Origin of the sequence: Flavobacterium rarum (SeqCode), from assembly GCF_965234445.1 — a bacterium.
GTDB lineage: Bacteria > Bacteroidota > Bacteroidia > Flavobacteriales > Flavobacteriaceae > Flavobacterium > Flavobacterium rarum.
Genome location: NZ_OZ248479.1, coordinates 815,279 through 834,962 on the forward strand (window position 1 = coordinate 815,279; position 19,684 = coordinate 834,962).

A 19,684-nucleotide genomic window follows, 5' to 3' on the forward strand; every position below is an offset into this window, starting at 1 on the left:
TAAGGGATTAAGTTTCATTAAGGTAAAGTTTAAATATTGAATCAAAGCTTAATTTTCTTAATGTCTTAATGGTTTAAAAATAATCCATTAATAGTTTAAAATTTAATTGAAATGACAGAAATAGCTGAAACACCAGTACTGCCCAAAGGTCATCCCGTATGGATTTACTTTCAGGAAAAAGAAATTATAGAAAATCTTTTAGAAGAAATTAAAAGCGTAAATCCATCGGAAGATTTGCCAAAATATACTAATATATTCAACCAATTACTAACCATCGAAAAGCGTTTTGCCAGAAAAGAAAATCAGTTATTTCCTTTTTTAGAAAAAAAAGGTTGGGTGGGACCCTCGCAAGGAATGTGGTCGTTTCATGATAATTTGAGAGAACAATTCCGATTAATACAGTATTATCTTAAAATGAATAATCTTGAAAAGATAAAAACCAATACGCCATTTTTGGCAGAGGGAATTTCTCGATTGATAGGAGTTGAAGAAGATGTTTTGTTTCCAAATGCATTAGAAATCCTAGCCGAAAGTGATTGGATTGAAATGCGCAAAGGCGAAGAAGAAATTGGCTGGATGCTCACTCAAACACCTCCCTCTTTTCCAGCGGTGGCATACATACATCCTTCAGAAGATTTTACCATTCGCGAAATGCCTTTTTCTTTAGAAAACACTTCCCATTATGATGAAGGTTATATGACAGTGGAGCAAGTGAATTTATTATTTAAAACCATGCCTTTGGATTTGACTTATGTGGATGAAAATGATAAAGTGATTTTCTACAACAGAGGAGAAGATCGGGTGTTTCCTAGAAGTGCAGGAATCATTGGCCGTGAAGTGAAGTTTTGCCATCCTCCAAAAAGTGTAGGGACAGTATTGAAAATCTTAGATGAATTTAAAAAAGGAACTCAAAATGAATCTTCTTTTTGGATAAATTATAAAGAACGACTGATATACATTCGCTATTTTGCGGTAAGAGATGCCAATAAAAACTACAAAGGAGTAATCGAAATGTCTCAGGATATTACAGATATAAAAAAAATTGAAGGCGAAAAAAGATTATTGGATTGGGAATAGAAAGATTTCAGATTTTTGATTAACGATTTTAGATTTTGGAGCAGAAGGATTTGGTTTTTTTGGAAATATTGTCCCGCTTTCCGCTACAATCTCCCGATGAAAAATCGGGAGGATTTCCACTGCAATCGGGGCTAAAGAGTAATATTTTGCTTTTTTGCCATTATCAGAAACAAAAGCCTGTAATAATCAATTCCGTTTTTCAAAATATAAAATTATTTATTATTCCTCCATCGTTTTCGGCAAAATATAAAATCATAAATCGTTATTCTTCAATCTTAAATGAAATGAACGCCTTAAAAATAAATTACAAGAACATCTATTATCCACCGGGAGGCCTCCTGATGTGGATTATCATTTTTCTCGAGTTGTTGACATTCGGGATGGCATTGGTTGCTTTTGTGTATTATGGAAGAGAAAATACAGTTTTATTCCATCATTCTAGAATGCAACTGAATACCACTTTTGGGGCCATAAATACGGTTTTCTTATTGACAAGTGGTTTTTTTATGGCCAACGCGGTGCATGAATTTAAAGAAGCAAATGTGAAAAAATCATCATTGTATTTCAAATTGGCAATGCTTGGGGGAATATTGTTTTTAATACTAAAAAGTATTGAATACTATCATAAAATTGAATCGGGAATGTCATTAGATACAAACATTTTTTTTACCTTTTATTGGTTGCTAACAGGATTTCATATGATTCATGTTGTGATGGGTTTGGTCATTTTAATGTGGACCAATTACGGAATGACAAAGAAAAATTCGGATACCGTTGTTGAAGATGTAGAGGCTTGTGCTGCCTTTTGGCACATGTGTGATTTGATTTGGTTGCTATTGTTTCCAGTACTGTATTTAATTTATTAAAAATGAAAAAATCACTTCTAATTGTTTATGGAATTTTGCTTGTACTTACTTTGACTACCGCTTTTATAGCTAATTCCTTTTCAATTTCAATCTTTGTAGTTTCCTTACTAATGGGGTTGGCTGTTGCTAAGTTTATGTTGGTGGCTTATCAGTTTATGGAATTGAAAAAAGCCAACACGTTTTGGAAAATCAGTTTGATAATGACTTTAATCTTATTAGTGTTGGTCATTATTTTGCTAAAATAGAAGTCTTAAATAAAAGTTAAAAACATGATATTTATCATGATCTATTTATCATTCATCATTTAATTTTACATCGAAATAAAAGACAAACTTATCTCTTATTTAAATTCATTAAACCTTTACCATTATGAAACCAAAAACACAAAAAGGCAAACGAATCAGAATTGTTTTAGCAGCATGCTTAACTGTTTCGTTAGGATTATTAGCATTCAATCTTTACAAGCCAAGTAGCGATGCAGATAGTAACAAGTATATTAAAGTTGAAGGCCAACAAGAAGCCGAATTAACAGCTCCACCTTTTGTTCCAAAAACAGTGGGTGATAGAGAAGCTACTAAGCTTATTGTTCATATGGAAGTTAAAGAATTGGAAGGCGAAATGGCCGATGGAGTAAAATATACCTATTGGACATTTGGAGGTTCAGTTCCAGGAAGTTTCATTAGAACCCGTGTCGGTGATGAGGTAGAGTTTCATTTAGAAAATCACCCAGACAATAAATTGTCGCATAATATTGATTTGCATGCTGTAACAGGACAAGGTGGAGGAGCTGCGTCGTCATTAGTAGCGCCAGGACATGAAAAAGTGTTCAATTTTAAATGTTTAAATCCAGGGCTGTATGTGTATCATTGTGCTACTGCACCAGTTGGGATGCACATTGCCAATGGAATGTATGGTTTGATTTTGGTGGAGCCAGAAGGAGGATTGCCTCCAGTGGACAAAGAATATTACGTAATGCAAGGTGATTTCTATACACAAGGGAAGTATGGAGAACAAGGTTTACAAGCTTTTGATATGAATAAAGCGATAAAAGAAGAGCCAGATTATGTGGTTTTCAATGGTAAAACAGGGTCGCTAGTAGGTGATAAAGCATTAACTGCCAAAGTAGGTGAAACAGTTCGTATCTTTATGGGTAATGGAGGGCCAAACTTGGTTTCTTCTTTCCACGTAATTGGTGAAATTTTTGACAAAGTATATATAGAAGGCGGAGATGCTATTAACAAAAATGTTCAAACCACTTTGGTGCCAGCTGGTGGAGCGGCAATTGTAGAATTTAAGTGTGAAGTACCTGCTACATTAGTCTTAGTAGATCACTCTATTTTTAGAGCGTTCAATAAAGGCGCTTTGGGAATGCTAAAAGTAGAAGGACCTGCTGACAAAACTATTTATTCTGGAACTACCGAAGAAGGAATTTATTTGCCAGAAGGTGGAACTATTCAAACCATGCCAAAAGCGAAAGAAGCTGCAAAATCCAAAGTTGCTTTAACACTTCCACAACAAATTGCTGCTGGAAAGGCAATTTATGGAACAACATGTTTTGCATGTCACCAATCTGAAGGTCAAGGAATACCTAGTGCCTTCCCTCCATTGGCCAAATCAGATTACTTAAATGCAAATCCAAAACGAGCTATCGATGTTGTACTTAAAGGTTTGAGCGGTGAAGTTACGGTAAATGGCAAAAAAATCAATAGCGTGATGCCAAGTCAAAACTTAACAGATGACGAAATTGCAAATGTATTAACGTATGTTTATAGCAGTTGGGGAAATAATAAAACCATTATAACACCTGCAATGGTCAAAGCTCAAAAAAGTCAAGCAGAACATTAATAATAGAAACAATTCCGTTTGGATGTAGCTCTTTTTTTAAATATCTTTCCTGTGTATAAGGAATTGAACTTTATTATTGAAATAGCCAAACGGTATTAATTAATTCAATTAAAATTAAAATTATGAAAAAGTTTATTTTTACAATTGCAATATTAGGATTTGCAATACAAGGGTATAGCCAAAATGCTGATAAAGGTAAAGGCGTTTATGATAAGGTATGTGTGGCTTGCCACCAACCAACAGGACAAGGGATTCCAGGTGCTTTTCCTCCACTAGCCAAGTCGGACTATTTGAATGCCGATGTGAACCGTGCTATTAAAGGAGTAGTTAAAGGATTAACTGGGCCAATTACGGTAAATGGTAAAAAATTCAATAGTGCTATGCCAGCTCAAGCATTAAGTGACCAACAAATTGCAGATGCATTAACTTATGTTTATGCTAGCTGGGGAAACAGCAAAAAAGTGATTACACCTGCTATGGTTAAAGCACAACGAAAATAGATTTTAAACTTTAAAGAGTTTCACCATGTTACAATTCAAAACAGTAGGAATCCTTTTTTTACTACTATTGTCAACAGTTATAAAAGCTCAAAACACTCAGATGGTAACCATAAAAAAAGGGGAGTATATTCCCCTTTATGGTACCGCTGATAAAAAACCAGTAGCGGTACACTCTTTTAACATGGACATTTATCCAGTTACCAATGCTCAATTTTTACTTTTTATAAAAAAATACCCGCAATACAATCGTTCAAATATAAAAGGTCTGTTTGCCGAGAAAAGTTATTTGTCACAATGGAAAAGTGATTATGATTTTGGTACTACTAATTTACCCAATGCTCCTGTAACTAATGTTTCTTGGTTTGTAGCTAAGAAGTATTGCGAATGCCAAGGCAAAAGACTACCAAGTATGGACGAATGGGAATATGTTGGTATGGCCGATGAAAAAAGGATAGACGCCAGATCGAAAGAAGAATTTAATAAATACATCTTGTCTTGGTATGAAAAACCGAAAACCTTCACAAATCCAGTGGGTAAAACCTTTAAAAACTATTGGGGAGTTTATGATATGCATGGACTAGTATGGGAATGGACTTCGGACTTTAATAGTATTTTTTTGTCGGGAGAATCAAGAAAAGACAAAGCAACAGATCGAAATCTTTTCTGTGGCAGTGGATCTATAAACGCATCCGACCTGATGAATTATGCCGCCTTTATGCGTTATGGTTTTCGAGCCAGCTTAAAAGCAAATTATGCTTCTAGAAATTTAGGTTTTCGCTGTGCAAAAGATATGAAAAAATAAAATAAAATGAAAAAAATACTTGCAATAATATTAATTTTGGTGCTGGGACTGCAAAGTTGTGACTCCAAGTTGAAAGGTCAAAATATTCCAAAAGACAAACCTATTTCCGATTTGTCGATCTACAATTTACCATCGAAATGGACCAACCAAGATGGTAAAGAAATTGAAATGAAAGATTTGAAAGGAAAAGTTTTAGTAATGGTTATGATTTATACTTCATGTAAATCGGCTTGTCCTAGACTAGTTGCTGATATGCGAAATATAGAATCTCGTTTACCTGACAGAATCAAGGGTAATGTGAAACTAGTTTTGGTTAGTATTGATCCCGAAGTGGATACTCCAAAGCGTTTAAAAGCTTTTTCTGTCGAAAATAAAATGGAAACTGATCAATGGATTTTTCTGCGTTCTACCGAAGAAAATACAAGAGAATTTGCAGCAGTATTGTCTGTGAATTATAAAAAAGTGTCGCCTATGGATTTTTCACATTCCAATATAATTAGCGTTTTTAATGCCGAAGGCGAATTAGCCTATCAGCAAGAAGGTTTGGGAGTAAACTCAGACGAAACAATAAAAAAAATAAACGAAGAAGCTGAAAAGCTAAACTAAATTAAATACCAATGAACTTACTTAAAAAAATCAGCTTATCGTTAATAATAATGCTAAGCTTAGGTGTTAATGCTCAGGAATTTGATGCCAATTTACAAATCAGACCTCGTTACGAATTTAGAAATGGTTTTAGAGCCCCAATTCCTTATGGGGAAACTTCAGGTCAATTTATTTCTGGAAGAACGCGTTTGAATCTTAATTTCAAACAAGATAAATTTGTAACCAAACTGACCATGCAAAACGTTCGCGTATGGGGAGATGTTCAAACCACTACAAAATCGGACGCAAATAGTATTCAATTATTCGAAGCCTGGGCTCAATATAATTTTGATGAAAAGTGGAGTATGCGTCTTGGTCGCCAGGTGATTTCATATGATAATCAACGTATTTTTGGCGAAATTGATTGGTTGCAACAAGGACAAAGTCATGATGCTGCTTTAATAACCTACAAAAGCAAAAAGAGTCAATTGGATCTTGGGTTAGCCTATAATGCAAATGGCGAAACAGATCTTGCAACAAATTATGTGGTTCCCAACTATAAAACCATGCAATACGCTTGGTATCATACCGAATTAAGTAAAATAAACATGAGTTTGTTATTTCTGAATACAGGTTATGAAAATAAGTTAACCGCTCCAATACCAACACCACTTCCAGAATTAAAAGTAGATTACATGCAAACTTTTGGTACATATATGAATACAAAAGGAAAAAATTGGGATACTAATCTTTGGTTTTATGGGCAAACTGGAAAAAGTAATACCAATAATGTAAGCGCTTATAATGCGGCTTTGAACTTTAATTACGCAGTAACAGATAAATTTAAAGCTGGTTTTGGATATGAATTTCTATCGGGAAAAAGCCAAACTAATACCAGTACCGACATTAAATCTTTCTTTCCTTTGTTTGGAACCAATCATGCATTTAATGGGTTGATGGATTATTTCTATGTAGGGAATTATAAAAATACGGTAGGATTACAAGACGTCTTTCTTAAATTTGGGTATACTAATAAAAAATGGCAGTTTGCTTTGTCTCCACATGTTTTTAATGCAGCTAATACCGTTATTGGTGGAAATGGAAAAAAAATGGATGATTATTTAGGTACCGAAGTAGATTTGACTTTTGGCTATGCAGTTCATAAATTTGTAAATGTAAGCGGTGGGTATTCTCAAATGTTTGCAACAGATACCATGCAACGATTAAAAGGCGGAGACGTTGACCATACCAACAATTGGGCTTGGCTTATGATTAATGTGAATCCTCAGATTTTTTCTTTTAAATAGTTTGTTATTCTTATATGAAAAAAGGAGCTTCAAAATTTTGAAGCTCCTTTTTTGGTATGTCGGGCATGGTCTTTTTCTAGCAGAGTGAGAGTCTCTGTACACGCCGAGTTGATAGGAAGTGTTAGCAATTGGCAAGGGTGTCTACCGTGAGGTAGAATCTGAAAGAAGCCATCAGCAAAAGTGAGGTTCTGACGCACAGAAATCTAATATAAGGCTGATTTTGAGGGGCAAGCAGGCCATAGACTGCGAAAGCCCAAAATTCAAACGTAACTCGATACAGTAAATTAGGCGGAACCCACGGAAAGAAAAATGAGCCTTATCCCGAGAGGTCTTGAAACTTGTTCTAAGTGGACTATGTTTATAGTGATGTAAACAAAAGAGTTTGAAGAAGTCAGCAGAGGACATAGTAGGCAAGTGGTTAACACCTTGGCTGAAGGTCTGAATCTTTAGATTTAAGGAGCAGTTAGTTAGAAATTTGGTTTATGAAGCGACAGCAAGGTATAGCATATCAGTTGGATTTGTTTCCATTAGATGGAAGCAACTCGAATGCTATGCGCCATTCTGAGAATTGTGAAACCGTAAGTGGAGCAGACGAAAGAAAGGAGTCACAAGTAAACGGAGCAGGACAACAAGAACGAGCCTTAGCAAATTGCAACTTAATGCAAGTGATATGCTCTACGGAGAACATCCGCCGAGCGTACAAACGGGTAAAACAGAACAAAGGTGCGGCAGGAATCGACCAAATGGTGGTTGGTAACTTTGCAGACTGGTTCAAGGATGAGGGAGAAAATCTTATCAAGTCCTTACAACTAGGAACGTACCAACCCACATCGGTGAGACTTGTAGAAATTCCCAAACCAGACAAAGGAGTGCGAATGCTTGGAATTCCAACGGTAACAGATAGGATCATACAGCAAGGAATTGCGCAAGTATTGAATCAAATCTACGACCCGTTATTTTCCGAGAATAGCTACGGTTTTAGAGAAAAGCGAAATGCGCATCAAGCCTTGAAGAAAGCGAGTGGTTATGTTGAAGAAGGGCGAAAGAAGGTTGTAGATATTGACCTTAAAACCTTTTTCGATTTAGTAAACCACGACCGACTTATGTATGAATTGTCAACCAAGATAGGGGATAAAATCCTCTTGAAGTTGATAAGGAAATACCTCCAAACAGGGATTTTGAAAGGCGGAATCGTAAGTCAACGACTTGAAGGCACACCACAAGGAAGTCCATTATCGCCATTATTGTCAAACATAGTTTTAGACGAATTGGATAGAGAATTGGAGAAAAGGGGGCACAAATTTGTTCGTTATGCAGACGATTGTAATATTTTCGTACGAAGTCAAGAGGCAGGAGAGAGGGTAATGCAATCGGTAAGCAACTTTATCGAAAACAAACTAAAACTTGTTGTGAACAAGGACAAGAGTAAAGCTTGTGATGTAAATCAAACCAAGTTTTTAGGATATACAATCCAAAAAGTAGGTTGGTTAAGTATCTCAAAGCGAAATCAAAAACGCTTCAAAGACAAAATCAGGCTAATCACTAAACGCAATCGAGGAAGAAGTTTTGAGAGCCTTATCTCGGAACTAAACCCAGTGCTAAGAGGTTGGTTGCAGTATTTTCAATACTCAAAGAGTTTGAAACTAATGCGAGACTTAGACAGTTGGATTAGAAGAAAACTTAGATGTTATCGCATAAAACAATGTAAAAGAGTCTCTACTTTACAACAATTCTTAAAAAAGTTAGGTGTAAAGAATTGGAGTAGTTGGATGTTAGCTCTGTCTGGAAAAGGACACTGGCGAAAGTCGAGAAGTCCACAAGTACAACATGCAATGAGCAATGATTGGTTTGAAGAACAAGGTTTGTACAACCTTGCATGGCATTACGAGAGGTTTAAAAGTCTAAAGAAACCGCCGTGTGCGAGAGCATGCACGGTGGTGTGAGAGGGCGGGGGAGTAATCCCCCTACCTACTCGATTTTTTATTTTTTAAAACAATCAAAATGAAAAAAATATATTATTTTACTTTTCTAATTGGAGTCGCTTTTTCAGCTTTCTCTCAAGGAAATGTATACAAACAAGGTTCAGGAAAATTTGAAGGTCTTGCCATGACACCGCCAATGGGTTGGAACTCATGGAACACTTTTGAAACCAACATCGATGAAAAACTGGTCAAAGAAACCGCCGATATTATGGTTGCCTCAGGAATGGTAAATGCGGGTTATACCTATATTGTTCTCGATGATGGATGGATGTCCAAAGAAAGAGACTTTAACGGAAATCTAGTGCCAGACCCAATTAAGTTTCCAAACGGAATGAGATCTTTGATTGAATATGTACATTCCAAAGGACTAAAATTTGGATTGTACAATTGTGCCGGAACCCACACTTGCGCAGGTTACCCAGGTACCAGAGGTTATGAGTACCAAGACGCTCGTTTTTATGCCAATTTGGGTATTGATTTCTTAAAATACGATTGGTGCAACACCGCAGGAATCAATGCTCCCGAAGCCTACGCCACAATGAGCAACGCTCTTAAAACCGCTGGAAGACCAATCGTTTTCAGCCTTTGCGAATGGGGTGATAACAAACCTTGGGAGTGGGGAAAACCTATTGGGAATCTTTGGAGAATTTCGGGGGATATTTACCCATGCTTCGATTGCGAATTCCACCATGAAGAAGGCAATTGGTCGTCGTGGGGATTCATGAAAATTGCCGAAATGCGCAAAGACATTCGTAAATTTTCAGGTCCAGACCATTGGAACGATTTTGATATGATGGAAGTGGGTAACGGAATGACCAATACTGAGGACAAAACCCATTTTGCAATGTGGTGTATGATGGCTTCTCCGCTTATTGCTGGAAATGATTTCAGAAAAATGTCCAAAGAAACGGTGGCTATTTTAACCAATAAGGAACTCATTGCCGTAAATCAGGATAAATTGGGAATTCAAGGATTCAAACTTTCTGCCGAAGACGGATTGGAAGTTTGGGTTAAACCCTTATCCGATGGAGCTTGGGCAGTCACTTTCTTGAACAGATCCGATGCTCCTAAAAAAATCAATTACGATTGGAAGAAAAATCCAATCAAAGATGCTGATTTTGGCTTTGAAGCGAATTTTAATAAAATCACCTTCAAAGTTAAAGACCTTTGGATGAACAAAGAAGTAGGAAATACTAAAAAGAATTTCACTGCCGATATCGCTTCTCACGATGTGATTACACTAAAATTAATTCCTTAATTTAGTAGTTATGAAAATTTTCTATTCTAACCCGTTTTTTTAACCTGTTAGGTATTATTTTTATGCTAAATTATCATCTATTATGAAACATAATATATAATAAAACATGAACTTCAAATCAAAAATAATCCTGCTTTTACTTGCATTGAGTTGCAGTTTGGCAAACGCCCAATTCGTCAAAAAACACGGACAGCTTAGCGTAAAAGGAACACAGCTAGTAGACAAAAATGGAGAAGCTATTGTATTGCGCGGACTGAGTTTCGGCTGGCACAATTGGTGGGGTAAATTTTATAATAAAGGTGTGGTTAAAACTTTGCATAATGATTGGAATGCTACTGTTTTAAGAGCCGCTATGGGTGTTGATGCTGATGAAAATTGCTATATTCTGAATCAAAATGATTCAAAATCAAAGATTGAGGCAGTAATAAAAGCTGCAATAGATCAGGATATTTATGTAATAATCGATTTTCATAGTCATAATATTCATCTAGATGAAGCAAAACTTTTTTTTGATGAAATGTCAAAAAAATATTCCAAATACCCCAATATTATTTACGAAGTTTTTAACGAGCCAGATAACGAAACTTGGTCGGAAGTAAAGGCTTATTCACAAAAAGTGATTAAAGTGATTAGAAACAATGACCCCAAAAACATCATTCTTGTTGGTAATCCGCATTGGGACCAAGATATTCATTTAGCAGCCGCAGATCCCATAGTTGGTTTTGAAAACATAATGTACACCATGCATTTTTATGCGGGAACTCATGGCAAATGGCTTCGAGATAGAACTGACGATGCTATTAAAAACGGATTGCCTATTTTTGTCTCTGAATCGGCTGGCATGGAAGCTACTGGTGATGGACCTTTAAATGTTATTGCTTGGCAAGAATACATCGATTGGATGGAAGCAAGAAAATTAAGTTGGATCACTTGGTCAATTTCAAGCAAAGACGAAACCTGTTCTATGCTTAATAAATCGGCTAACACTAATGGTAAATGGCTTGATCAAGATATTAAAGAATCTGGTAAATTAACAATACGGTTTTTAAAAAAATACAATAATGAGAAATAGTATCGTAAATGTAAAACCCATCTTATCAGTAAGTTGTATTTTATTTTTTGTTTTCTAAAAAAGCTGTATATTGCAATTTATTTCGGATGATAACCCCTGATCTATTGTATGAAATTGACTCTTAAATTAACGACATATTCCAAATTGGTTATTCTAATCATTGGAATTTGCTCGCTTTTTTTATTGTTATTTCTTTCCCTTTATCTGTATACAGTCCAACAAGAAAAAGACGTTTTTAGAGACAATTCGAATCAATACAAAACCGAAGTCAATCGATTGTTTGATTTTAATTCAAAAACTCAAATTGTTACCATAAATGATTTAACATATTGGGATGCTTTAGTAGAATTTACAAAAACTAAAGATACTATCTGGTATAATAGTTATGTAGCTAATGAATTTCCTACTTACGAAGTAGATTATATTTCTGTTTACGACTTAAGTAAAAAAATCATTGTAAGAACCTCAAATCCTAAAATTAAATCCAAAGATTTTATACCTATACAAGCCATGATGCATTTGTATAGAAATAAAAATTCAAGATTTTACATGCGTGTTCCAGAAGGAGTGGTAGAGGTTTTTGGAGGTACTATACATACATCTGATGATCCAAAAAAAATAAAAACGAAACCTTCGGGATATTTTTTTATGGCACGACTTTTAGATAAAAAATATTTTAAAAATCTAGAAGAGATAACGACTTCCAAAATTCAACTTTTAGATAAAGTTGATACAGATACTATTGGCAACAAAAAAGTAACTTCGGTAATCAAACTTCGGGATGATGATAATCTTGTGGTTGCCAAATTATTATTTGAAAGGCCTTCCCACCTTAATTTTGAAAGAACCAAAGAGTTGCTGCTGATTATTGTAATTGCTACCTTCTTCAGTCTTATTGGTGCTTTTTATTATTCTAGAAAGTGGATCTATAGACCTCTTCGATTAATTAAAACTATATTAGAAACCGATCAGGAAATTGCAATAAGTCATCTTAAAAAAGAACCTGGGGAATTTGGTTACATTGGTAATTTATTTGACGATCACAGAAAAAATCGATTTCAATTGGAAAAATCCAAAGAAAAAGCAGAAGAAAGTGATAAACTTAAGTCAACTTTTTTAGCCAATCTATCTCATGAAATCCGAACTCCTATGAATGCTATTCTAGGTTTTTCAGATTTGCTTTTGAATGAAAATCTATCTGAAGACCATAAGAAAAAGTATTTAAAAATAATTAACAACAGTGGGAAAAGTCTAGTGTCAATTATTGAAGATTTAATCGAAATGTCCAAAATTGATGCTAAACAAATTGCGCCTAAATTTAAAGGATTAAATATTGAAAAATGTTTAAAAGATTTGTTTAATACACTTAGAGTTACCATTCCAGAAGATAAAAAAATTGAACTTTATTTAATTAAAAACACGTTTAAGTTATCTAATAATGTTTTGACAGATGAAATTAAATTAAAACAAGTGATTGTTAATTTGTTGACCAATGCCATAAAATTTACCGAGAAAGGGCATATAGCATTTGGTTTTTCAATTTGTCCTGATCATAAGTTTTTGGAATTTAGAGTAGAAGACACAGGAATCGGAATTAGTAAAAAAGATTTGGATGTTATTTTTAATCGCTTTAGAAGGATAGATGATGATTATTCCATTTCAATGAGTGGTTTAGGATTGGGATTGTCAATATCCAAAGCTTATGTAGAAATGCTTGGTGGCCATATCTCAGTAGAGTCAGTTTTTGGCGGAGGATCTGTTTTTAAGTTTACAATACCATTATTGTACGATGAAAGTTCACAGATTAAAAATGATATTGAATTCGAAATCATGCAATACAATTCTGAAGGCAAGACTATTTTGGTAGCAGAAGATGATAATATAAATTTCCTATTGCTAAAAACTCTTTTAGAAAAGAAAAATCATAAGGTTATTAGAGCAAAAAACGGTCAAGAAGTGGTAGATTTAAGCGCGTCAAACTCAGATATTGATTTGATATTTATGGATATAAAAATGCCAGTTTTAGATGGTTACGAAGCTTTTGAAATTATAAAAAACCAGAAACCAGAAAGCATCATTATTGCTCAAACTGCACATTCTTCTACTGAAGTAAAAGAAAGAATTATCAAAGCAGGATTTTCAGGATATATTACAAAACCTTTGGATAAAGAAAAAATATACGAATTGATCAATAAAGTATTTCAAAATGATACCATTTGTTAGGTTTAACCCGTTGGGTGAAATTCAAATAAAATAAAAATTCAACCACATAGAATCATAGTTTAATGCTAAATAGGCAAAAAATTAATTGAAATAGCACTATTTCACACATAGAATTTCTATGTGAAAAGTAAAGCGTCTATTTCTTTCTTTTAAAAACTATAAACTCTATGTTTCTATGAGGTGAAAAATAATTACACCCAACTGGTTAGGTTTGTTTTATTTAGTAAAAAAAGAAAGAGGGCTTCTGTATTTAGAAACCCTCTTTTTTTTTGACTTAAATTTTAAACCAAATGCTCATCTGCAATGGATAAAGCTTCAGAGATTATAGCTAATCCTTCGTCTATTTCTGCTTCCGTAATGCATAATGGAGGTGCTATAAAAATATATCCCCAACGTACAAAAGTGTATAATCCAGCTGCACGAAGCTTTCCAGCAATTAAGTTTGTAACTTTTAAATCGTCTCCCGCAGCATTATAAGGAGCAATTAGTTCACCAGTAGTTTTGTTTTTTAGTACATCCAAACAACCTAATAAACCGGTGTTTCTAAATGCTCCCATACTTGGATGTTTGGCTCGCATTTCATCAATTTTTGTTTCTAGGTATGCACTCATTTTTCGGGTATTGGCAATCAAATTATCACTTTCGTATATGTTAATAACCGCCAATGCAGCTGCCATTGAAACAGGATGTGCATTATATGTAAGCCCTATCATCATGGGAGTATTGTCAAATTTGGATGCAATTTTATCTGATACCATTAAGCATCCTAATGGAAGGTAAGAGGAAGTTAGTCCTTTGGCCATGCAAACCATATCTGGGATGATATCGTGATTTTCAAAACCAAACCATTTACCGGTTCTTCCAAAACCTGCCATTACTTCATCTGCAATAAAAAGAATATCATATTTTTCACAAAGCGCTTTTACACCTTTTAAATATCCTTTTGGATAATGCAAACAACCCGAAGAACCACTTTCTCCTTCAAAAATAAAAGCGGCAATATTAGTTTTTCCTTCAAAATGAATTATTCTTTCTACATATTCCAAGCTTAAACTTAGTTTTGTAGCCTCATCAAGATTTTTCATACCAAAGAAATAGTATGGATCGTCCAAAAGAACTGTATTTGACATTTGTTGCGAATCATTAGCCAATTTTCTAGGATCACCACCCACAGACATTCCGCCAATTGATCCACCATGAAAGGCTCTGTAACGACCAATGATTTTATGTCTTCCAGTATACAAACGAGCTAGTTTAATTGCATTGTCAACTGATGATGTTCCGCACAAAGTAAAGAAAGCTTTGTTTAAATCGCCTGGGCAAATCTCTGCTAGCTTTCTAGCCAATTTAGCTCTTATTTCGGTAGTGCAAGATGGAGTTACAAAACTTACCTTTTGCATTTGTTCAACAACTGCTGCCGTGACTCTTTGGTCTCCATGTCCAATATTTACGGACATTAGACCTGATGAAAAATCGATTATTTTGTTGCCATCATAATCAAATAAATAAACCCCTTCGGCTTTTTCAATAGCTATTGGGTTTAAACTAGCTTGTGCTGACCATGAAAACAAACTGAATTCTTTACTGTCACTTATAATTTGTTCTTTACTTAACATTCTTTTTTAATTAGTTTAATTTGTATTTAGTGTACTGCAAGATCATAACTATATAAATAATCCTCTCTTACAAATCCCATTTTTTGGTATAAACCTTGAGCTACTGTATTGTTTTTTGCGGTTCTTAAACGTATAATATTAGATCCTAACTCTTTGGCTAATTCAACTGTTTGTAAAATAAGTTTCTCGCCAATTCCATTTTTCCGAATAGAAGAATCTACAAACAAGTCATTTAAAATAAGTATTTTGTTGAGCGCCAAAGAAGAAAAAGTCACGTAGACTAAAGTAAAACCAATTGCTTTTTCTATGTTACTTTCATCAAAAGCTAAAAAAATAATTGCTTCATTGTTTTCTAATCTCTCTTTCAAATACTCTTTGTGTTTTTCAAAATTGGATGGTTTCTTATAAAAAACTACATATTGATCAAACAATTTGGTTAACTGATCTAAATCTTGAATAGTGGCTCTTCGTATCATAATTGGTTATTTTTAAGTGGTTTAAAAATTAAAGTTACAAAAAAAATATTAGTTTATTTTATTCCTATAATTAAGACGCTTTATTTTACGATTAAGATCACTTTCAAATAAAATACTTCACCAAAAAAAATCAACTTAGCTCATCCAATTGGTTCCTGCTTCTGGATTCCATTTGGTTGTAGTTTTCTTTTCTTTGGTAAAAAAGCCAATAGAACTTTTTCCGGTAATATCACCCGAACCAAATCGAGATTCATTCCATCCTCCAAAACCAAAAGGCTCTCTTGGAACTGGAACGCCAATATTTACGCCGCACATTCCAGCTGAAGCATTTTCAGTCACATAGTTGGCCAAACCGCCACTTTGTGTAAATACAGAACAGGCATTTCCATACGGATTAGCGTTTTCAATTGCCAAAGCTTCGTCAATGGTATTCACACGAACTATTGCTAATACTGGTCCAAAAACTTCTTCTCTTGCAATTTTCATATCTGCAGTTGCATAGTCTATTATAGTTGGTCCAACATAAAAACCATTTTCTTTTCCTGGAACAACTGCATTACGTCCATCCAAAATAATTTTGGCGCCTTGTTGTTCGGCCTCTGTAATATATCCTTCAATTCTGTCTTTGGCCGCTTTAGATATTACAGCTCCTAAAGTGGTACCACATTGAATTTTTTGAGCATCTCCAATTAATTTATCCAAAATAGAATCGCAATTTCCAACAGCAATTAAGGTAGCGGCAGCCATGCAACGTTGACCTGCACAACCGCTCATTGATGCAACGATATTTGATGATGCCATTTCAGGATGCGCATCGGGTAATAATAGGATGTGGTTTTTTGCGCCACCAAGTGCTAGTACTTGTTTGAGATTATTACTCGCTCTTTGGTACACTATTTTGGCTACTTTGGTAGATCCTACAAACGTCACCGCTTGAATTCCGGGATGATCGCAAATGTTTTCTACCGTGCTTTGAGTTCCATTTATAATATTAAACAATCCATCAGGAAGACCTGCTTCTTTAAGGAGTTTGGCGGTGTATTGACTACTTACCGGAACTGCTTCGGATGGTTTTAATATAAATGCATTTCCTAGAGCAATAGCATTTACAATAGTCCAATGTGGTACCATAGTTGGAAAGTTAAAAGGAACTATTGAAGCTACAATACCCAGTGGTACTCTTGTAGACGAGCAAAAAACACCTTTGCTTACTTCCATGTTTTCTCCATTTACAAATTGTGGTAATGAACAAGCAAATTCGGTTAGTTCAATGGCTTTGTCTATTTCTGCTTTGGCTTCACTGTGAATTTTTCCGTTCTCTCTATAGATGATCTCGGTTAATTCTTCGCTATTCTTTTCTAACAATTGTTTGTATTTATAGAATACTTGAGCTCTTTCTTTCATTGTGACTTTTTGCCACGCTTTTTGTGCTATTTGTGCTGAATGGATTATTTCATTCAAATCTTCCATAGTAGATTCGTTGAATGTAGTTAATTCCGTACCGTCTAAAGGAGAGATTACAGCATGTTTTTTTGTAGAACTACCAGAGATAAACTCCCCGTTTATAAAGTTTTTTACTTCGTTAAATGACATAATGTTAACTTTTAAATTTTTTCAAATATACAATAATATATAAAAAAACAATAAATTTTTTTGCGTGTATTGAAAATATTGTTAGATTTACAAAATATTCATGTACATGTTGATTTATTTACAACTTCGAAAAGTTAATTAGTAAATCATTATATATAGGTCTGTAATTTAAAAAGGAACCAATTTAAATTAGTTAATATACCAAAAACCAAAACCAAACTAAATCTATTAAACTTATGAAATCAGTATCTACAATTATCGGTGTTGCCCTTTTATTCTTGGCTACACTTTGTTATTTTATTCATTGGCATGCTCTAGTTCCTGCTTTTACTGTGCTAGGAGTGGCAATGATTACCAGAAAAGCATTGGAACCCTTAATTATAGGATGTGCAATTGGATTTGCATTATTGGCACAACACGGAGGATCTGAAGAATATTTTCCAGAAGGAAAAGGAATGATATTTCCATTGAATATGTTTGATGGTATGTTTACTTCTATTTCTAGAGATGCGCACGATCAAGGATTGATTTGGGTAATACTTGTTTGTATACTTTATGGTGCATTTGTGCAATTGTTGAACGCGTCTGGTGGAATTAAAGCAGTTGCTAGATATTCTGAGAATCATGTAAAAAACAAAAAGCAATCCTTGATAATGACTTATTTTTTAAGTTTCTTCTTTTTCTTGGATGATTATTTAAGCGCATTGTCTGTAGGGAATACCATGAGACCTATTACCGATAAATTTGGAGTTTCTAGAGAAAAACTAGCTTTGGTTTTGACCATGGTTTGTGTTCCTTTTACCATTATATTTCCAATTTCGACTTGGACCATTTTTTACGGGACTCAAATTGTGGCTATTGATGGTGGAGTTCTAGACGCTACAGGTGTGGCTATTACCAACCCGATTCAAGCATTCTTGGGTACGATACCTTATAATTTTTCGGCTTGGATTTCATTAATCATGGGAGGCTTGATTGTTTTTCAAATAATTCCAGATTCAAAAGGAATCAAACTGGCTGAGGCAAATGTGAAACCTATTGATCCTGCTACTGTTAAGGCTCCAAAACCAAATGCAAAGCAAGGTAAATTATCCTATTTTATATTACCCATTTTTGTTTTAATCTGGTGTACTGTATTTCCTTATCCTTTTGATATGGATTATTGGGGTAGTTTCTCTTTTTCTACAGAATATATTTTTGGAAGCATAGATGCATTACGTGGAATTATTACTGCTGTTGTATTTACCTATTTATACTTTTTAATTTTCAGAGTAATTAAATTTAATAAAATATCAAAGCATTTCGTTTTAGGATTAGAAACGATCACTTTCGTATTGACTGTTTTAGGCTTTACTTATTTATTAAAAGATGTTCAAAATGCTTTGGGCTTTAATGAGTTCGTTGTCGAAAACCTACAAGGAATAGGATGGTTAAATAGTGCTACATTGCCTTTCATCGTTTTTGCTTTGGTTGCTTGGATTTGCTGGGCTACTGGTTCAAACTGGGGGATTTATGCTATTTTGGTTCCTACAACTGCATTGTTGTCTCATACTTTGGGAGCCAATTTTTGGTTGGTTCAAGGAGCATTAGCATCTGGAACTGTTTGGGGAGCTGCAGCTTGTTTCTTTTCTGATAATCGAGTATTAACGGCACAATCTTGTAAGGTAGATATGATGCAGCACGGTATGTCTCAATTTCCATATCAATTGACAATATTTGTTGCTTCGTCACTGTTATATCTTATTGCTGGATTTGTGTTATAAATGAGATAGTTATGGTATCGAAAGATGTTTTATTTAATGAATTTGTAATTCGAAACGCAACTCCAGAAGATGCGGTTCAAATGGAATATGTTCAAAAGCAATGTTATCCTACTTTGGATCCAACAGAGTTGTTAAATAGGAATCATTTTGTAAATCATATCAAAGTATTTTCAGAAGGTCAAATTGTGTTGGAAAGAGATGGAGTAATTGTGGGTTCTGCCAGTACTTTTCGGTCTCATTTTCCAACACAGGAAGATACTTTTCTAGAGTCATCAGATAATTTATGGATTACCAATGCACATGTTCCAGATGGAGAATGGATGTATGGAATCGATATGGGTATATTACCTGAATTTCGAGGCTTAGGACTTTCGACAGAAATGTACACGGTTAGGCAAGAAATATGCAAAAAACTAGGTTTAAAAGGACAACTTATTGCAGGAATGGCCATAGGTTATGGAAAAGTAAAACATAAAATGACCATTGAAGAGTATTGTTACGCATTAGAAATTAAAAAATTTACGGATCCTACAGTAACTCCGCAAACCAAAGCTGGCTTTCGATGGATAAAACCATTATACAATCATATCAATGATCCCGAAGCTGGTTTTGCTTGTATATTAATGTATTGTCCAGTAGATGAGAATTATAAATTAAAAGTTTAATAGATTCTGAGTTTCTAAGATACTAAGTTTCTAAGATTTGATAAAACAATGTAA

General features: G+C 34.5%; 17 protein-coding genes. 14 read left to right on the top strand and 3 right to left on the bottom strand.

What is annotated here, in order from left to right:
- The first annotated feature begins 111 nt into the window (after window positions 1-111).
- The 12 genes from AC8GF4_RS03385 (at window position 112) to AC8GF4_RS03440 (ending at window position 13,517) form a co-directional block, all read left to right on the top strand.
- Complete coding sequence (locus AC8GF4_RS03385) at window positions 112-1,077, top strand: DUF438 domain-containing protein (RefSeq protein WP_506592712.1); 966 nt, start codon at window positions 112-114, stop codon at window positions 1,075-1,077.
- 284 nt (window positions 1,078-1,361) lie between these two features.
- The gene (locus AC8GF4_RS03390; RefSeq protein ID WP_506592713.1) at window positions 1,362-1,943 is read left to right on the top strand and encodes a cytochrome c oxidase subunit 3; all 582 of its coding nucleotides are present in this window, start codon (window positions 1,362-1,364) and stop codon (window positions 1,941-1,943) included.
- 2 nt (window positions 1,944-1,945) lie between these two features.
- Window positions 1,946-2,188 carry a cytochrome C oxidase subunit IV family protein gene (locus tag AC8GF4_RS03395; protein WP_506592714.1) on the top strand — a complete coding sequence of 81 codons (243 nt, stop codon included), beginning with the start codon at window positions 1,946-1,948 and terminating at the stop codon, window positions 2,186-2,188.
- A gap of 124 nt (window positions 2,189-2,312) precedes the next feature.
- Complete coding sequence (gene nirK / locus AC8GF4_RS03400; protein ID WP_506592715.1) at window positions 2,313-3,788, top strand: copper-containing nitrite reductase; 1,476 nt, start codon at window positions 2,313-2,315, stop codon at window positions 3,786-3,788.
- Between the two features lie 122 nt (window positions 3,789-3,910).
- The gene (locus AC8GF4_RS03405) at window positions 3,911-4,288 is read left to right on the top strand and encodes a c-type cytochrome (protein ID WP_506592716.1); all 378 of its coding nucleotides are present in this window, start codon (window positions 3,911-3,913) and stop codon (window positions 4,286-4,288) included.
- Window positions 4,289-4,313: 25 nt separating this feature from the next.
- Window positions 4,314-5,090, top strand: coding sequence for a formylglycine-generating enzyme family protein (locus tag AC8GF4_RS03410; protein WP_506592717.1), 777 nt, complete (start codon window positions 4,314-4,316; stop codon window positions 5,088-5,090).
- 6 nt (window positions 5,091-5,096) lie between these two features.
- Window positions 5,097-5,696, top strand: coding sequence for an SCO family protein (locus AC8GF4_RS03415; protein ID WP_506592718.1), 600 nt, complete (start codon window positions 5,097-5,099; stop codon window positions 5,694-5,696).
- Between the two features lie 11 nt (window positions 5,697-5,707).
- A complete protein-coding gene (locus AC8GF4_RS03420) occupies window positions 5,708-6,982 on the top strand; it encodes an alginate export family protein (protein WP_506592719.1) in 1,275 nt (424 codons plus the stop codon).
- A 482-nt stretch (window positions 6,983-7,464) separates the two neighbouring features.
- Window positions 7,465-8,925 carry a group II intron reverse transcriptase/maturase gene (ltrA, locus tag AC8GF4_RS03425; protein WP_506592720.1) on the top strand — a complete coding sequence of 487 codons (1,461 nt, stop codon included), beginning with the start codon at window positions 7,465-7,467 and terminating at the stop codon, window positions 8,923-8,925.
- 58 nt (window positions 8,926-8,983) lie between these two features.
- Complete coding sequence (locus tag AC8GF4_RS03430) at window positions 8,984-10,222, top strand: glycoside hydrolase family 27 protein (RefSeq protein WP_506592721.1); 1,239 nt, start codon at window positions 8,984-8,986, stop codon at window positions 10,220-10,222.
- A 106-nt stretch (window positions 10,223-10,328) separates the two neighbouring features.
- Window positions 10,329-11,294 carry a glycoside hydrolase family 5 protein gene (locus tag AC8GF4_RS03435; protein WP_506592723.1) on the top strand — a complete coding sequence of 322 codons (966 nt, stop codon included), beginning with the start codon at window positions 10,329-10,331 and terminating at the stop codon, window positions 11,292-11,294.
- Window positions 11,295-11,402: 108 nt separating this feature from the next.
- Window positions 11,403-13,517 carry an ATP-binding protein gene (locus AC8GF4_RS03440; protein WP_506592724.1) on the top strand — a complete coding sequence of 705 codons (2,115 nt, stop codon included), beginning with the start codon at window positions 11,403-11,405 and terminating at the stop codon, window positions 13,515-13,517.
- A 281-nt stretch (window positions 13,518-13,798) separates the two neighbouring features.
- Here the strand turns inward: AC8GF4_RS03440 and AC8GF4_RS03445 are convergent, their stop codons facing one another.
- From AC8GF4_RS03445 to AC8GF4_RS03455, 3 genes are all read right to left on the bottom strand, one after another.
- Entirely contained in the window at window positions 13,799-15,133 is a 1,335-nt protein-coding gene (locus AC8GF4_RS03445) for an aminotransferase class III-fold pyridoxal phosphate-dependent enzyme (protein ID WP_506592725.1), read from the bottom strand.
- Between the two features lie 26 nt (window positions 15,134-15,159).
- Window positions 15,160-15,609: a GNAT family N-acetyltransferase gene (locus AC8GF4_RS03450; RefSeq protein WP_506592726.1), complete on the bottom strand. Its 450-nt coding sequence runs from the start codon at window positions 15,607-15,609 to the stop codon at window positions 15,160-15,162.
- A 135-nt stretch (window positions 15,610-15,744) separates the two neighbouring features.
- Complete coding sequence (locus tag AC8GF4_RS03455) at window positions 15,745-17,202, bottom strand: CoA-acylating methylmalonate-semialdehyde dehydrogenase (RefSeq protein ID WP_506592727.1); 1,458 nt, start codon at window positions 17,200-17,202, stop codon at window positions 15,745-15,747.
- 236 nt (window positions 17,203-17,438) lie between these two features.
- Here AC8GF4_RS03455 and AC8GF4_RS03460 point away from each other — a divergent pair, with 236 nt between their 5' ends.
- Together AC8GF4_RS03460 and AC8GF4_RS03465 are read left to right on the top strand one after the other, a co-directional pair.
- Complete coding sequence (locus AC8GF4_RS03460) at window positions 17,439-18,965, top strand: Na+/H+ antiporter NhaC family protein (RefSeq protein ID WP_506592728.1); 1,527 nt, start codon at window positions 17,439-17,441, stop codon at window positions 18,963-18,965.
- A gap of 11 nt (window positions 18,966-18,976) precedes the next feature.
- Window positions 18,977-19,630: a GNAT family N-acetyltransferase gene (locus AC8GF4_RS03465; RefSeq protein ID WP_506592729.1), complete on the top strand. Its 654-nt coding sequence runs from the start codon at window positions 18,977-18,979 to the stop codon at window positions 19,628-19,630.
- Window positions 19,631-19,684 lie beyond the last annotated feature (54 nt).

Bases quoted from the DNA above. Each gene is read 5' to 3' on its own strand.
- AC8GF4_RS03385 (WP_506592712.1), top strand. From the start codon at position 112: ATGACAGAAATAGCTGAAACACCAGTACTGCCCAAAGGTCATCCCGTA.
- AC8GF4_RS03390 (WP_506592713.1), top strand. From the start codon at position 1,362: ATGAACGCCTTAAAAATAAATTACAAGAACATCTATTATCCACCGGGA.
- AC8GF4_RS03395 (WP_506592714.1), top strand. From the start codon at position 1,946: ATGAAAAAATCACTTCTAATTGTTTATGGAATTTTGCTTGTACTTACT.
- nirK (WP_506592715.1), top strand. From the start codon at position 2,313: ATGAAACCAAAAACACAAAAAGGCAAACGAATCAGAATTGTTTTAGCA.
- AC8GF4_RS03405 (WP_506592716.1), top strand. From the start codon at position 3,911: ATGAAAAAGTTTATTTTTACAATTGCAATATTAGGATTTGCAATACAA.
- AC8GF4_RS03410 (WP_506592717.1), top strand. From the start codon at position 4,314: ATGTTACAATTCAAAACAGTAGGAATCCTTTTTTTACTACTATTGTCA.
- AC8GF4_RS03415 (WP_506592718.1), top strand. From the start codon at position 5,097: ATGAAAAAAATACTTGCAATAATATTAATTTTGGTGCTGGGACTGCAA.
- AC8GF4_RS03420 (WP_506592719.1), top strand. From the start codon at position 5,708: ATGAACTTACTTAAAAAAATCAGCTTATCGTTAATAATAATGCTAAGC.
- ltrA (WP_506592720.1), top strand. From the start codon at position 7,465: ATGAAGCGACAGCAAGGTATAGCATATCAGTTGGATTTGTTTCCATTA.
- AC8GF4_RS03430 (WP_506592721.1), top strand. From the start codon at position 8,984: ATGAAAAAAATATATTATTTTACTTTTCTAATTGGAGTCGCTTTTTCA.
- AC8GF4_RS03435 (WP_506592723.1), top strand. From the start codon at position 10,329: ATGAACTTCAAATCAAAAATAATCCTGCTTTTACTTGCATTGAGTTGC.
- AC8GF4_RS03440 (WP_506592724.1), top strand. From the start codon at position 11,403: ATGAAATTGACTCTTAAATTAACGACATATTCCAAATTGGTTATTCTA.
- AC8GF4_RS03445 (WP_506592725.1), bottom strand. From the start codon at position 15,133: ATGTTAAGTAAAGAACAAATTATAAGTGACAGTAAAGAATTCAGTTTG.
- AC8GF4_RS03450 (WP_506592726.1), bottom strand. From the start codon at position 15,609: ATGATACGAAGAGCCACTATTCAAGATTTAGATCAGTTAACCAAATTG.
- AC8GF4_RS03455 (WP_506592727.1), bottom strand. From the start codon at position 17,202: ATGTCATTTAACGAAGTAAAAAACTTTATAAACGGGGAGTTTATCTCT.
- AC8GF4_RS03460 (WP_506592728.1), top strand. From the start codon at position 17,439: ATGAAATCAGTATCTACAATTATCGGTGTTGCCCTTTTATTCTTGGCT.
- AC8GF4_RS03465 (WP_506592729.1), top strand. From the start codon at position 18,977: ATGGTATCGAAAGATGTTTTATTTAATGAATTTGTAATTCGAAACGCA.